Source organism: Nocardioides sp., from assembly GCF_004803405.1.
Lineage (GTDB): Bacteria > Actinomycetota > Actinomycetes > Propionibacteriales > Nocardioidaceae > Nocardioides > Nocardioides vastitatis.
The window spans coordinates 1-12,375 of the sequence record NZ_SSXI01000165.1 but is presented as its reverse complement, the minus strand read 5'-3'; the positions used below and the strand labels follow the sequence as shown (position 1 = coordinate 12,375).

General features: G+C 71.0%; 13 protein-coding genes. 12 read left to right on the top strand and 1 reads right to left on the bottom strand.

All coding sequences use genetic code 11. The features are described from left to right. From E7Z54_RS11910 to E7Z54_RS11895, 4 genes are all read left to right on the top strand, one after another. The coding region (locus E7Z54_RS11910) for a thiamine pyrophosphate-binding protein (RefSeq protein WP_240769647.1) at positions 1–527 on the top strand (527 nt) is incomplete at its 5' end. A gap of 9 nt (positions 528–536) precedes the next feature. After that, positions 537–2,393 carry a Na+/H+ antiporter NhaA gene (gene nhaA, locus E7Z54_RS11905; RefSeq protein WP_206056174.1) on the top strand — a complete coding sequence of 619 codons (1,857 nt, stop codon included), beginning with the start codon at positions 537–539 and terminating at the stop codon, positions 2,391–2,393. Between the two features lie 9 nt (positions 2,394–2,402). Then, positions 2,403–3,044: an MBL fold metallo-hydrolase gene (locus E7Z54_RS11900; protein WP_136433944.1), complete on the top strand. Its 642-nt coding sequence runs from the start codon at positions 2,403–2,405 to the stop codon at positions 3,042–3,044. A 58-nt stretch (positions 3,045–3,102) separates the two neighbouring features. Then, positions 3,103–3,783 carry a hypothetical protein gene (locus E7Z54_RS11895; RefSeq protein WP_136433942.1) on the top strand — a complete coding sequence of 227 codons (681 nt, stop codon included), beginning with the start codon at positions 3,103–3,105 and terminating at the stop codon, positions 3,781–3,783. Here E7Z54_RS11895 and E7Z54_RS11890 read toward each other — a convergent pair. Next, positions 3,767–4,711 (bottom strand): L,D-transpeptidase family protein, encoded by a 945-nt coding sequence (locus E7Z54_RS11890; protein WP_136433940.1) that lies wholly within the window; start codon positions 4,709–4,711, stop codon positions 3,767–3,769. The two genes, E7Z54_RS11895 and E7Z54_RS11890, sit on opposite strands and share 17 nt — an antisense overlap. A gap of 94 nt (positions 4,712–4,805) precedes the next feature. Here E7Z54_RS11890 and E7Z54_RS11885 point away from each other — a divergent pair, with 94 nt between their 5' ends. The 8 genes from E7Z54_RS11885 to E7Z54_RS11850 form a co-directional block, all read left to right on the top strand. Continuing rightward, positions 4,806–5,495, top strand: a complete 690-nt coding sequence (locus E7Z54_RS11885; RefSeq protein WP_136433938.1) for a demethylmenaquinone methyltransferase — start codon at positions 4,806–4,808, stop codon at positions 5,493–5,495. Between the two features lie 194 nt (positions 5,496–5,689). Beyond that, on the top strand, positions 5,690–6,046 hold the full coding sequence (locus E7Z54_RS11880; RefSeq protein ID WP_136433936.1) for an NADH-quinone oxidoreductase subunit A: 357 nt from the start codon (positions 5,690–5,692) through the stop codon (positions 6,044–6,046). Between the two features lie 123 nt (positions 6,047–6,169). After that, positions 6,170–6,724: a NuoB/complex I 20 kDa subunit family protein gene (locus E7Z54_RS11875; RefSeq protein ID WP_136433934.1), complete on the top strand. Its 555-nt coding sequence runs from the start codon at positions 6,170–6,172 to the stop codon at positions 6,722–6,724. Next, positions 6,721–7,458 carry an NADH-quinone oxidoreductase subunit C gene (locus E7Z54_RS11870; RefSeq protein ID WP_136433932.1) on the top strand — a complete coding sequence of 246 codons (738 nt, stop codon included), beginning with the start codon at positions 6,721–6,723 and terminating at the stop codon, positions 7,456–7,458. Before E7Z54_RS11875 ends, E7Z54_RS11870 begins: the two co-directional genes overlap by 4 nt. Next, on the top strand, positions 7,458–8,807 hold the full coding sequence (locus E7Z54_RS11865; RefSeq protein WP_136433930.1) for an NADH-quinone oxidoreductase subunit D: 1,350 nt from the start codon (positions 7,458–7,460) through the stop codon (positions 8,805–8,807). Before E7Z54_RS11870 ends, E7Z54_RS11865 begins: the two co-directional genes overlap by 1 nt. Continuing rightward, positions 8,804–9,511, top strand: a complete 708-nt coding sequence (gene nuoE, locus E7Z54_RS11860; RefSeq protein WP_136433929.1) for an NADH-quinone oxidoreductase subunit NuoE — start codon at positions 8,804–8,806, stop codon at positions 9,509–9,511. Before E7Z54_RS11865 ends, nuoE begins: the two co-directional genes overlap by 4 nt. Continuing rightward, positions 9,508–10,827 carry an NADH-quinone oxidoreductase subunit NuoF gene (nuoF, locus tag E7Z54_RS11855; RefSeq protein WP_136433927.1) on the top strand — a complete coding sequence of 440 codons (1,320 nt, stop codon included), beginning with the start codon at positions 9,508–9,510 and terminating at the stop codon, positions 10,825–10,827. Before nuoE ends, nuoF begins: the two co-directional genes overlap by 4 nt. Beyond that, the coding region (locus E7Z54_RS11850; RefSeq protein ID WP_136433925.1) for an NADH-quinone oxidoreductase subunit G at positions 10,824–12,375 on the top strand (1,552 nt) is incomplete at its 3' end. The genes nuoF and E7Z54_RS11850, both read left to right, overlap by 4 nt.

Sequence of the window (12,375 nt, the reverse complement as noted above, 5' to 3'; positions counted from 1 at the left end):
GCGCCTCGAGCCCGGTCCGCGACCTGGACCTGATGGCGCTGCCGGCGCCGGTGGGCGAGCGGCGCCGGGTGATCGCGAACCGCGGGCTCTCCGGCATCGACGGCACCCTCAGCACGGCGATCGGCGCCGCCCTCGGCCGTCGCCACTCGACCCGCAACCTCGCGCTGGTCGGCGACCTCACGTTCCTCCACGACCAGACCGGGCTGGTGCTCGGCCCTGACGAGGCTCGCCCCGACCTGACCATCGTGGTCGCCAACGACGACGGCGGCGCGATCTTCTCGATGCTCGAGCAGGGCGCGCCCGCCCACGCGGCGAGCTTCGAGCGGCTGTTCGGCACTCCGCACGGGACGGACCTGGCCAGCCTCTGCGCCGCCTTCCAGGTGCCGCACCTGCGGGTCGGCTCGCGGCCCGAGCTCGAGCAGGCGCTGGCGATGCCGAACGGCGGCATCGAGGTGATCGAGGCGACCGTCAGCCGGACCGGGCGCCGCGAGCTGGATGCCCGCCTGCGCGACCTGGGGCATCGATAGGATCTGCCGGTGCCCACTGAGCGCGGTCGGACGTCCATCGCCTCGGGGGCGGACGAGGAGGCTCGGCGCGGCTCTCCGCTGCGGACCTTCATCCACACCGAGGCCGCGAGCGCGGGCCTGCTCGTCGCCGCCGCGCTGATCGCGCTGGTCTGGGCGAACTCGCCGTGGTCCGAGAGCTACCAGGACCTGTGGGAGCAGTCGTTCTCGGTCACCCTCGCCGGCAACGGGGTGACGATGGATCTGCACCACTGGGTCAACGACGGCCTGATGGTGGTGTTCTTCTTCGTCATCGGACTCGAGGTCCGCCGCGAGCTCGCGGTCGGTGAGCTGACCGAGCGGTCCCGGCTGGTCATCCCGATGATCGCGGGCATCGGCGGCTTGGTGGTGCCGGCGGCCCTGTACCTCCTGGTCAACCCGACCGGTCCGGGCTCGGCCGGGTGGGGCGTCGTGATCGGGACCGACACCGCGTTCCTGCTGGGCACGCTCGCGCTGGTGGGGCCGAGCGTGTCGACCCAGCTGCGCGTCCTCCTGCTCACGCTCACGGTGATCGACGACATCGTGGCGGTCACGGTGATCGGCCTCGTCTACTCCGACGACCTCGACCTGGCCGCCCTGGGGGTGGCCGCGGCCTGCGTGGTGGCCCTCGGCGTGCTCGATCGCGTCGGTGAGTGGCGGGCCTCCCCGTACGTCGTGGCCGTCGGCGTCCTGTGGGTGGCGACCCTGGAGTCGGGCGTGCACGCCGCCATCGCCGGCATGGTCTCCGGCCTGCTGGTGCCGGCGGCCGAGCCGGACCGCGCGCTGGTGCAGCGTGCCGCCGAGCAGTTCCGGCGGTTCCGGCAGTCGCCGATGCCGGAGGTGCAGCGGATGGCCCGGCACAGCCTCAACCGGGCCGTGTCGGTCAACGAGCGGCTGCAGGAGGTGCTGCACGGGTGGACCAGCTTCGTGGTCGTCCCCGTCTTCGCGGTGGCCAACGCCGGGATCGACCTGCGCGACGGCCTGCTGGGTGAGGCGCTGCGCTCCCCGGTGACGTGGGGTGTGGTCGCAGGGCTGGTGGTCGGCAAGCTGGCCGGCATCGGGATCGGGGCGATCGTCGCTGTCCGGCTCCGCCTGGGCACCCTGCCCGAGGGCGTCGGCGCGGGCCACGTCCTCGGTGGCGCGGCGCTGTCCGGGATCGGGTTCACGGTGTCGCTGCTGATCGCGGGCCTGGCGTTCGAGGATGAGCGGCTGCAGGACGAGGCGAAGGTCGGGGTGCTGCTGGCAGCCGCGCTCGCAGCGCTGGTGGGATGGCTGGTCTTCGGGGCCGCCGCCCGCTTCTTCGGCCAGCGCGACGCCGCGTTGCCCACGACCCTGAGCGACCCGGTCGACCCCGACCGCGACCACGTCCGGGGTCCACGCGACGCGCCGCTGACCCTGGTGGAGTACCTCGACTTCGAATGCCCGTTCTGTGCCCGGGCCACCGGGGCGGCCCGCGAGGTCAGGGAGCACTTCGGCGACCGCCTCCGCTACGTGGCCCGGCACATGCCGCTCGCGGTGCACCCGCATGCCGTGCAGGCGGGCCTCGCGGTGGAGGCTGCGGCGAAGCAGGACCGCTACTGGGAGATGCACGACCTGCTCTTCCGACGGCAGGACCGGCTCGAGCGCACCGACCTCGTCTCCTACGCGGCGGAGCTCGGGCTCGACGTCCAGCGATTCCTCGACGACATGGACGACCCGCGCCTCGCAGACCGGATCGCCCGCGACGCAGCCGGCGCGGCGAGCAGCGGCGTCCGCGGCACGCCGACGTTCTTCATCGGCGACCGGCGGCACCAGGGTCCGTACGACGCGCGCACCCTGATCCGCGCCCTGGAGGCGGCGGGCAGCGACTAGCGTTGAAGGATGCGACTGACCAAGTTCGGGCACGCCGCGGTCCGCATCGAGCACGACGGCACGACGCTGGTCCTCGACCCCGGCAAGTGGACCCAGCGGGAGGCCCTCGACGGTGTGGATGCGGTGCTGATCACCCACGAGCACGACGACCACTACGACCCCGAGAACCTGCGCGCCACCGACGCACCCATCTACACGATCGGGGCGGTGGCCGCTCGGATCCGCGAGGGCGCTGCGGACCTGGCGGAGCGGGTCACCGTGGTCCGCCCCGACGAGGCCTGGTCCGTCGGGGATGTTGCGATCCGCGCGATCGGGGAGCTGCACGCGGTGATCCACCCGGACCTGCCCCGGTTCAACAACAGCGGCTACCTGATGACGCTCGGCAGGACGACCGTCTTCCATCCCGGTGACGCCCTCACCGGCCCGGGCGTGCCGGTCGACGTCCTGCTGGCACCGGTCTCGGCGCCGTGGATGAAGGTCAGCGAGGGCATCGACTTCGCGCGTTCCGTCGGCGCGGCCCGCAACGTGGCCATCCACGACCGGGTGTACTCCCAGGTCGGGCTCGGCATCGCCGACACCCACTTCGGCCGGATCCTGGGCGCGGCCGGGCTCGAGTACGTCCGCCTCTCGGACGGAACCGACCTGCGGTAGCCCCTCCGCGTAAGGACCCCTTCAGGGTGCGCTCAGCCGCGCGCGGCATGATGGCCCGATGCCCATCCAAGGTTCGACCATCGCCGGAGCAGTCTTCGGTGTCGTCCTCCTCGCCGGTGTCGTCGGGTTCGGCGTCGGCCTGCCCGAGCTGGTCGGTGACAGCGCCGAGAGTGCCTCGAGTGCAGACCTGCCGGAGCTCCCCGACGCTCTCGACGACCGGATGGTCGCCGTCTCCGCAGTGACCCCGGAACAGGTCGGCGTGACGACCCCGCAGGACGAGGCCGGGCTCGACCAGGTCACCGAGGCGGCTGCCGAGAACGAGACCGAAGCCGGGGCCGCCCTGGCCGAGCAGTACGGCGCCGCCACCGTGCGTGCCTACATCGACATCGCCGGCATGACCGGCGGCGACGGCCAGACAGCGCCTGCGCACGTCGCCGTCACCGTCGTGCCCGGCGAGATGGGCCTGGTGATCCCCAACGGTCCGTTCGCGATCGACCAGTCCGGGTCGCACTACGAGCTGCGAGAGATCGACGGCCACCGATGCGCCGTGGCGTGGCGGGAGGAGGTCGACCAGATGACGGGCGAGCCGACCGGCGCCGAGGTGCCCGCCTCCGCCTACCAGGCCGAGTGCCGGGCCGAACGCGACGGCGTGGCCTACGACGTGTTCAGCACCGGTCTGGAGCCCGAGAAGCTGGCCGGGTACCTCGACCGGGTCCTGGAGCTCACCGCCGAGGACTGAGCTCTCGGCTCCAGTAGACGATCACCCGGTCGCCGACCTGGACCTGCTCGTAGAGCCAGGCCACGGCCTCCTCGTCGCGGACGTTGACGCACCCGTGTGACGCGCCGTCGTAGCCGGTCGCAGCGAAGTCGGGCGAGTAGTGCACGGCCTGTCCGCCGGAGAAGAACATCGCGTACGGCATGGGCGTGTGGTAGAGGCTCGACACGTGCTCGCGGCTCTTCCGCTGGACCGAGAAGGCGCCCTCGCGGGTCGGCAGCTCGGAGGAGCCGAAGCGGACGTCCACGGTCCTGCGGACCTCGCCGTCGACCACCCAGCGCAGGGTGCGGCTGGACTTGTCGACGCAGAGGGCACGGCCGGTCGTGCAGCGCGAGTCGAGCGCACCGGGCCGGTTCGCGCCCGAAGGTGGCGGCTGGCCGGTCAGCTCGGCCCTGCTGGGCGCACGGGTCATCCGGTGCAGGCGGTCCAGCGTGCGCTGGTCGACCTCGCCGGTGACGGCGATGCCGCGCTTGGCCTGGAAGCCCCTGACGGCCTCGGTCGTGACGTCGCCGTAGAACCCGGTCACCGTGGCGTGGAACCAGTCGATCTGCTTCAGGCGCGCTTGGAGATCGCGGACCCGGTCGCCCTCGGCGCCGGGGACGAGCAGCGCGGGGCCCGGTACCTCGAGCTGCTCGGGCTCGGCCGGCTGGTCCTCGGCCGGCTGGTGCTCGGGCTGCTGTGCGGGCTGCTGTGCGGGCTTCTGGGCGGGCTCGCCACCGGCCATGGCGGCGGGGCCGTCGTCCATCGGCGCCCCCGCCGGCCGAGGAGCCTCGTCCCACGGGAGGGTCGTCGACCGGGCGGCCCAGCCGGCGCCGTACGCAAGGACGGAGCAGACGGCGGCGACCACGGTGAGGAGCGTGATCCGACGGGCCACGAGCAGCTTGGTGTTCATGCCTGAAGAGACGCCGGGGGAGGGCGGTTGGTTGCGCTCGGCTTTCGGGGGACGCCGCCGCGACCTGCCGAGGGACCGCGGATAGGCTTCCGCGGTGGCCCGCGCAGAGCTCGACAAGCAGCCCGCCGACGTACGCCGGATGTTCGACGCCGTCGCGCGGCGCTACGACCTGACCAACGACGTGTTGTCGTTCGGGCAGGACCGCCGGTGGCGCAAGGAGGTCCTCGCCGCCGTGGATCCCTCGTACGGCGACCGGGTGCTCGACCTCGCAGCCGGCACCGGCACCTCGAGCCAGCCCTTCCGTGACGCGGGCGCAACCGTCGTCCCGTGCGACTTCTCGATCGGCATGCTCCAGGTCGGCAAGCAGCACCGCCCGCACCTGCCGTTCACGGCCGGCGACGGCACCAGGCTCCCGTTCCGCGACGACACCTTCGACGCGGTCACCATCTCCTTCGGGCTGCGCAACATCGTCGACCCGCTGGCGGGTCTCGCCGAGATGCGCCGGGTCACCCGACCCGGTGGCCGGCTGGTGGTCTGCGAGTTCAGCCACCCGACGTGGGCGCCCTGGCGCACCGTGTACCTCGAGTACCTGATGAAGACGCTGCCTGCGATCGCGCGCACCGTCTCCTCGGCGCCCGACGCCTACGTGTATCTCGCCGAGTCGATCCGTGCGTGGCCCGACCAGCGCGGGCTGGCCGACCTGATCGGCGAGGCCGGCTGGAGCAACCCGGAGTGGCGCAACCTGTCGGGCGGGATCGTCGCCCTGCACCGCGCGAGCGCCTGACCGCGGCCGCCGCCGCACGCTGAATTTACGCAAACCCTCCATGCTTTAAATACGCAGGTCAGCGAGCGATTTCCCCCGCCCGACGGCAGTGCCGGGCGATCGGGGACCCCCCTGTGCCAGGCCCTTGGATGAGTGGCAAGATGTGCGGCACGCCACTAGTGATTCTGTTCACAAGATCACGAGAGGGAGGCCCCATGGAGCTCTACACGCCGGTCCTGGTGCTGGCGGCTCTCGCTGCGCTGTTCGCGATCGGCTCCGTCGCGATGAGCACGATGGTCGGGCCCAGGCGCTACAACCGCGCGAAGCTGGACTCCTACGAGTGCGGCATCGAGCCCACTCCGCAGGCGCTGAGCGGCCGCTTCCCGGTGAAGTACTACATCACCGCGATGCTCTTCATCGTCTTCGACATCGAGATCATCTTCCTCTACCCCTGGGCCGTGCAGTTCGACGCCATGGCCTGGTTCGGGCTGATCGAGATGGTCATCTTCCTCGCCACCGTCTTCGTCGCCTACGCCTACGTCTGGCGTCGCGGCGGGCTCGACTGGGATTGAGAGCCACGATGCACGCACGCCGCCCACGTTGTCGTCGTTCGACGACCGCTTCGCCCCTGAGGTCGCCTGCGCTTCGCGCCGAAGGCGCCCGCGCCTCCTGGCTCTCAACGAGAGGGAACTGACATGGGTGTCGAGGAGAAGCTCCCCAGCGGAGTCCTGCTGAGCACGGTCGAGGGACTCGCCGGCTACATGCGCAAGGCCAGCTTCTGGCCGGCGACGTTCGGCCTGGCCTGCTGCGCCATCGAGATGATGACGTCCGGCGGCCCCAAGTACGACCTCGCCCGCTTCGGCATGGAGGTCTTCCGCGCCAGCCCGCGCCAGGCCGACCTGATGATCGTCGCCGGGCGCGTGAGCAACAAGATGGCTCCGGTCCTGCGACAGATCTACGACCAGATGGCCGAGCCCAAGTGGGTCCTCGCCATGGGCGTGTGCGCGAGCAGCGGCGGCATGTTCAACAACTACGCGATCGTGCAGGGCGTCGACCACGTCGTCCCCGTCGACATGTACCTCCCCGGCTGTCCGCCGCGGCCGGAGATGCTGATCGACGCGATCCTCAAGCTCCACGACAAGGTCCAGGCCACGCCGCTCGGCGCCAACCGCCGGGCGCAGATCCGCGAGATGGAGGCCGAGGGCCTGGTAGCCCTCCCGACGAGCGACGCGAGGGGCCTGCTGCGATGACCGACGAGAAGAAGGCCGGCCCCGACAAGGCCGTCGAGCAGGCCGCCGTCGACCAGTCGCCGGAGAACGCTCCCGAGCACCTCGAGGAGGTTCGCGCCGGCATCGAGGTCCACGCCGTCGACGAGCGCCGCGGGATGTTCGGCGTCACGGGCCCGGGGGACACCAGCGGGTACGACGGACTGGTGGCCCGCGTCGTCCTGCCGGGCGCCGCGCAGCGGCCCTACGGCGGGTGGTTCGACACGGTCGCCGACCGGATCGACGGACTCATCGAGCAGGTGGTGATCCACCGCGGCGAGATCACCTTCCACGTCCACCGCGACCGCCTGGTGCAGGTGGCGAAGCTGCTGCGCGACGACCCGTCGCTCCGCTTCGAGTTCCTCTCCGGCGTCAGCGGGGTCCACTACCCGGGCGACAAGGGCCGCGAGCTGCACGCGGTCTACCACTTCACGTCCTACACGTGGAACCGGCGGATCCGGGTCGAGACCAGCGCCCCCGACGGCGACCCGCACGTCCCGAGCCTGGTGCCGCTCTACCCGGCGGCCGACTGGCACGAGCGCGAGACCTGGGACATGTTCGGCATCGTCTTCGACGGCCATCCCGCGCTGACCCGGATCCTGATGCCCGATGACTGGCCGGGCCACCCGCAGCGCAAGGACTATCCCCTCGGCGGCATCCCGGTCGAGTACAAGGGCGCGTCCATCCAGCCACCCGACCAGCGGAGGTCCTACAGCTGATGACCACCGAGACCGACCAGGACTTCTACGCCGGCACCTCCGAGACCGGCGAGGGCAGGGTCTTCACCGTCACCGGACAGGACTGGGACGAGATCGCGTCCGGCCTCGGCGGGGGAGACGCCGCAGAGCGGGTCGTGGTCAACATGGGCCCGCAGCACCCGTCCACGCACGGCGTCCTCCGGCTGATCCTCGAGCTCGAGGGGGAGACGGTGACCGAGGCCCGCTGCGGCATCGGCTATCTCCACACCGGCATCGAGAAGAACATGGAGTACCGCACCTGGGTGCAGGGCGTCACCTTCTGCACCCGGATGGACTACCTGTCGCCGTTCTTCAACGAGGCGAGCTACTCGCTCGGCGTCGAGCGGCTGCTCGACATCGAGGACGACATTCCGGAGAAGGCCCAGGTCATGCGGGTCCTCCTCATGGAGCTCAACCGGATCTCCTCCCACCTGGTGTGCCTCGCGACCGGCGGCATGGAGATCGGCGCACTGACCGTGATGACGATCGGCTTCCGCGAGCGGGAGCTGGTGCTCGACCTGTTCGAGCTGATCACCGGTCTGCGGATGAACCACGCGTTCATCCGCCCCGGCGGCGTCGCGCAGGACCTGCCACCGGGCGCGCTGGACGACATCCGGTCCTTCGTCGCGCTGATGAAGAAGCGTCTCCCGGAGTACGCCGCGCTCTGCAACGCCAACCCGATCTTCAAGGCCCGACTGGAGAACGTCGGTCACCTCGACCTCGAGGGGTGCATGGCGCTGGGACTGACCGGGCCGGTGCTGCGCAGCACCGGCTACGGCTGGGACCTGCGCAAGACGCAGCCCTACTGCGGCTACGAGACCTACGACTTCGACGTGCAGACCTGGGACACGGCCGACTCCTACGGCCGCTTCCGGATCCGCCTCAACGAGATGTGGGAGTCGCTGAGGATCATCGAGCAGGCCGCCGACCGACTGGCCCGGCTCGAGGGCGCGCCAATCATGATCGCCGACAAGAAGATCGCGTGGCCGAGCCAGCTGGCGATCGGCAGTGACGGCCTGGGCAACAGCCTCGACCACATCCGCCACATCATGGGCGAGTCGATGGAGGCCCTGATCCACCACTTCAAACTGGTCACCGAGGGCTTCCGGGTCCCGGCAGGCCAGGCGTACGTGCCGGTGGAGTCACCGCGCGGCGAGCTCGGCGCGCACGTCGTCTCCGACGGCGGCACCAAGCCCTTCCGGGCGCACTTCCGCGACCCGTCGTTCAACAACCTCCAGGCGATGGGCGTGATGAGCGAGGGCGGCATGATCGCCGACGTCATCGTCGCGATCGCCAGCATCGACCCCGTCATGGGAGGAGTCGACAGATGACGACGGCACCGATCGACGACAAGACGTACGGCGAGCTGCGCGAGATCGCGGCCCGCTACCCGGAGCCTCGGTCCGGCCTGCTGCCGATGCTGCACCTCGTGCAGTCGGTGCAGGGTCGGATCACGCCCGAGGGCATCGAGGCCTGCGCCGCCGTGCTGGACATCAGCGCCGCCGAGGTCAGCGGCGTCGCCACCTTCTACACCATGTACAAGCGGCACCCGGTCGGCGACTACCACGTCGGGGTCTGCACCAACACCCTGTGCGCGGTGATGGGGGGCGACGAGATCCTCGCGCGGCTCAAGGAGCACCTCGACATCGGCAACGACGAGGTGGCGCCGCAGCGCCAGGGTGACACCCGCACGGTCAGCCTCGAGCACATCGAGTGCAACGCGGCCTGCGACTTCGCCCCGGTGGTGATGGTCAACTGGGAGTTCATGGACAACCAGACCCCCGACTCGGCGGTCCAGATGGTCGAGGCGCTCCGCACCGGCAACGAGGTCTCCTCCACCCGCGGGCCCACGCTGTGCACCTGGCGCGAGGCCGAGCGGGTCCTCGCCGGCTTCCCCGACGGTCGGGTGGACGACGGCCCGACCGCTGGTGAGGCCAGCCTGGCCGGTCTCCAGATCGCCCGCGAGCGCGGCTGGAGCGCCCCGGATCCCGCCACGGTCCCCGTCCCTGCGGAGTCGAAGGAGGGTGACGCATGACCCAGCTGACCCCCGTGCTCACCGACATGTGGGACGTCGAGCAGGGCTGGAAGCTCAAGCCCTACGAGGCCAAGGGCGGCTATGCCGCCCTCGACGTCGCCTTCGGGATGGCGCCCGACGACGTGATCGGCGCCGTCAAGGACTCCGGCCTGCGCGGTCGCGGCGGCGCCGGTTTCCCGACCGGGATGAAGTGGTCCTTCATCCCGCAGGACAACCCGAAGCCGAAGTACCTGGTGGTCAACGCCGACGAGTCGGAGCCGGGCACCTGCAAGGACATCCCGCTGATGATGGGCAACCCGCACGTGCTCGTCGAGGGCGTGATCATCAGCTCCTACGCGATCCGCGCCAACAAGGCCTTCATCTACATCCGGGGCGAGGTCCTGCACGTCATCCGCCGGGTGCAGGCCGCCGTCGACGAGGCGTACGCCGCCGGCCACCTCGGCAAGGACATCCACGGCTCCGGCTACGACCTGGACGTCGTCGTCCACGCGGGGGCCGGGGCCTACATCTGCGGTGAGGAGACGGCGCTGCTCGAGGGGCTCGAGGGCCGTCGCGGACAGCCTCGACTGCGTCCGCCGTTCCCGGCGGTCGCCGGCCTCTACGCCAGCCCGACGGTGATCAACAACGTCGAGTCGGTGGCGTCGGTGCCGGCCATCGTGAAGAACGGTGCCGCCTGGTTCGCCTCGATGGGCACGGAGAAGTCCAAGGGGCACGGCATCTTCTCGCTGTCCGGTCACGTCACGAGGCCGGGTCAGTACGAAGCGCCGCTCGGCATCACGCTGCGCGAGCTGCTGGACCTCGCCGGGGGTATCCGCGAGGGCCACCGGCTGAAGTTCTGGACCCCCGGCGGCTCCAGCACGCCCCTGCTCACCGCCGAGCACCTCGACATCCCCCTCGACTTCGAGGGCGTCGGCTCGGTCGGCTCCATGCTCGGCACCCGCGCCCTGCAGATCTTCGACGAGACCGTGTGCGTCGTGCGCGCCGTGCTGCGGTGGACCGAGTTCTACAAGCACGAGTCCTGCGGCAAGTGCACCCCGTGCCGCGAGGGCACCTGGTGGCTGGTGCAGGCGCTGGACCGGCTCGAGAACGGGTCGATCGACGAGCAGGGCGGCGCGGAACTGGTCGACCAGCTGCTCGACCAGTGCGACAACATCCTCGGCCGCTCGTTCTGCGCTCTCGGCGACGGCGCGACCAGCCCGATCTCCAGCTCGGTCATGTACTTCCGCGACGAGTACCTCGCCCACCTGCGTCACGGTGGCTGCCCGTTCGACCCGGCTCGGTCGACCGTGTGGGCCGGACAGGAGGTCACGGCATGACCACCACCCCGGACAAGACGACCGAGAACGCCGGCGCGGTCGAGCGGGCCGGCGGCGTCGAGCTGGTCACCGTCACCATCGACGGCATCCAGGTCAGCGTCCCCAAGGACACGCTGGTGATCCGTGCCGCCGAGCAGATCGGCGTGCAGATCCCGCGGTTCTGCGACCACCCGCTGCTCGCGCCCGCCGGCGCCTGCCGTCAGTGCCTCGTCGACATCCCGGACGCCGGCAACGGCCGCGGCTTCCCCAAGCCGCAGGCCTCCTGCACGCTGCCGGTCGCGGAGGGCATGGTCGTCAACTCGCAGGTCACCAGCCAGGTCGCCGACAAGGCGCAGCAGGGCGTGATGGAGCTGCTGCTCATCAACCACCCGCTCGACTGCCCGGTGTGCGACAAGGGCGGCGAGTGCCCGCTGCAGAACCAGGCGATGTCCAACGGCCGCGGGGAGTCGCGCTTCTCCGACGAGCGCAACCGCGGGGTGAAGCGGACCTTCCCGAAGCCGATCAACCTCTCGCCCAACATCCTGCTCGACCGCGAGCGCTGCATCGTGTGCCAGCGCTGCACCAGGTTCGCCGACGAGATCGCCGGAGACCCGTTCATCGAGCTGCTCGAGCGCGGTGCGCAGCAGCAGGTCGGCATCGCCGAGGACGCGCCGTTCCTCTCCTACTTCTCCGGCAACGTGATCCAGATCTGCCCCGTCGGTGCCCTCACCTCCGAGCAGTACCGCTTCCGCTCGCGACCGTTCGACCTGGTCTCCGCAACCGGCATCGCCGAGCACGACGCGTGCGGCTCCGCCATCCGGATCGACCATCGCCGCGGCAAGGTGATGCGTCGCCTGGCCGGCAACGACCCGCAGGTCAACGAGGAGTGGATCACCGACAAGGACCGCTTCGCCTTCGCCTACGCCCACCTGGACGACCGGCTGACCTACCCGCAGGTGCGCGAGCCCTCGACAAGCTCCGGGCAGCGCGGGGAGCTCAGGCCGGCGTCGTGGCCCGAGGCCTTCACGGTGGCGGCGCGGGGCCTCGCCGCGGCGAAGCAGGCCGGCGGCGTGGGCGTGCTGACCGGAGGCCGGCTGACGGTCGAGGACGCCTACGCCTACAGCAAGTTCGCTCGGGTCGCCCTCGGCACCAACGACATCGACTTCCGGGCTCGCCCCCTCTCGGCCGAGGAGACCGCCTTCCTCGCCGCGCACGTGGCGAACACCGGCATCGATGCCCCGACGCGCGACGGCCGCCGGCCGGTCTCGTACGACGACCTCGAGACGGCCACGACCGTGGTCCTCGCCGGGCTGGAGCCCGAGGACGAGGCCGGCACGATCTTCCTGCGGCTGCGCAAGTCGGTCCGTGCCGGTGGCACCCGGGTGATCGGCCTGTCGCCCTACTCCACGCGCGGCCTGCGGAAGCTGTCCGCCCGGGTCGTGCTCACCGCGCCCGGAGACGAGGCCGCCGCGCTGCGCGACCTCGGCGACGAGCTGGACGCCGGCACGGTGCTGCTCGTGGGTGAGCGGCTGGCCACCGTCCCCGGTGCGCTCTCCGCGGCCGCGGCTG

What these genes read in the sequence shown, in the direction of transcription:
- E7Z54_RS11900 (WP_136433944.1), top strand. Translation starts at nt 2,403, where the DNA reads ATGCGACTGACCAAGTTCGGGCACGCCGCGGTCCGCATCGAGCACGAC.
- E7Z54_RS11895 (WP_136433942.1), top strand. Translation starts at nt 3,103, where the DNA reads ATGCCCATCCAAGGTTCGACCATCGCCGGAGCAGTCTTCGGTGTCGTC.
- E7Z54_RS11890 (WP_136433940.1), bottom strand. Translation starts at nt 4,711, where the DNA reads ATGAACACCAAGCTGCTCGTGGCCCGTCGGATCACGCTCCTCACCGTG.
- E7Z54_RS11880 (WP_136433936.1), top strand. Translation starts at nt 5,690, where the DNA reads ATGGAGCTCTACACGCCGGTCCTGGTGCTGGCGGCTCTCGCTGCGCTG.
- E7Z54_RS11875 (WP_136433934.1), top strand. Translation starts at nt 6,170, where the DNA reads ATGGGTGTCGAGGAGAAGCTCCCCAGCGGAGTCCTGCTGAGCACGGTC.
- E7Z54_RS11870 (WP_136433932.1), top strand. Translation starts at nt 6,721, where the DNA reads ATGACCGACGAGAAGAAGGCCGGCCCCGACAAGGCCGTCGAGCAGGCC.
- E7Z54_RS11865 (WP_136433930.1), top strand. Translation starts at nt 7,458, where the DNA reads ATGACCACCGAGACCGACCAGGACTTCTACGCCGGCACCTCCGAGACC.
- nuoE (WP_136433929.1), top strand. Translation starts at nt 8,804, where the DNA reads ATGACGACGGCACCGATCGACGACAAGACGTACGGCGAGCTGCGCGAG.
- nuoF (WP_136433927.1), top strand. Translation starts at nt 9,508, where the DNA reads ATGACCCAGCTGACCCCCGTGCTCACCGACATGTGGGACGTCGAGCAG.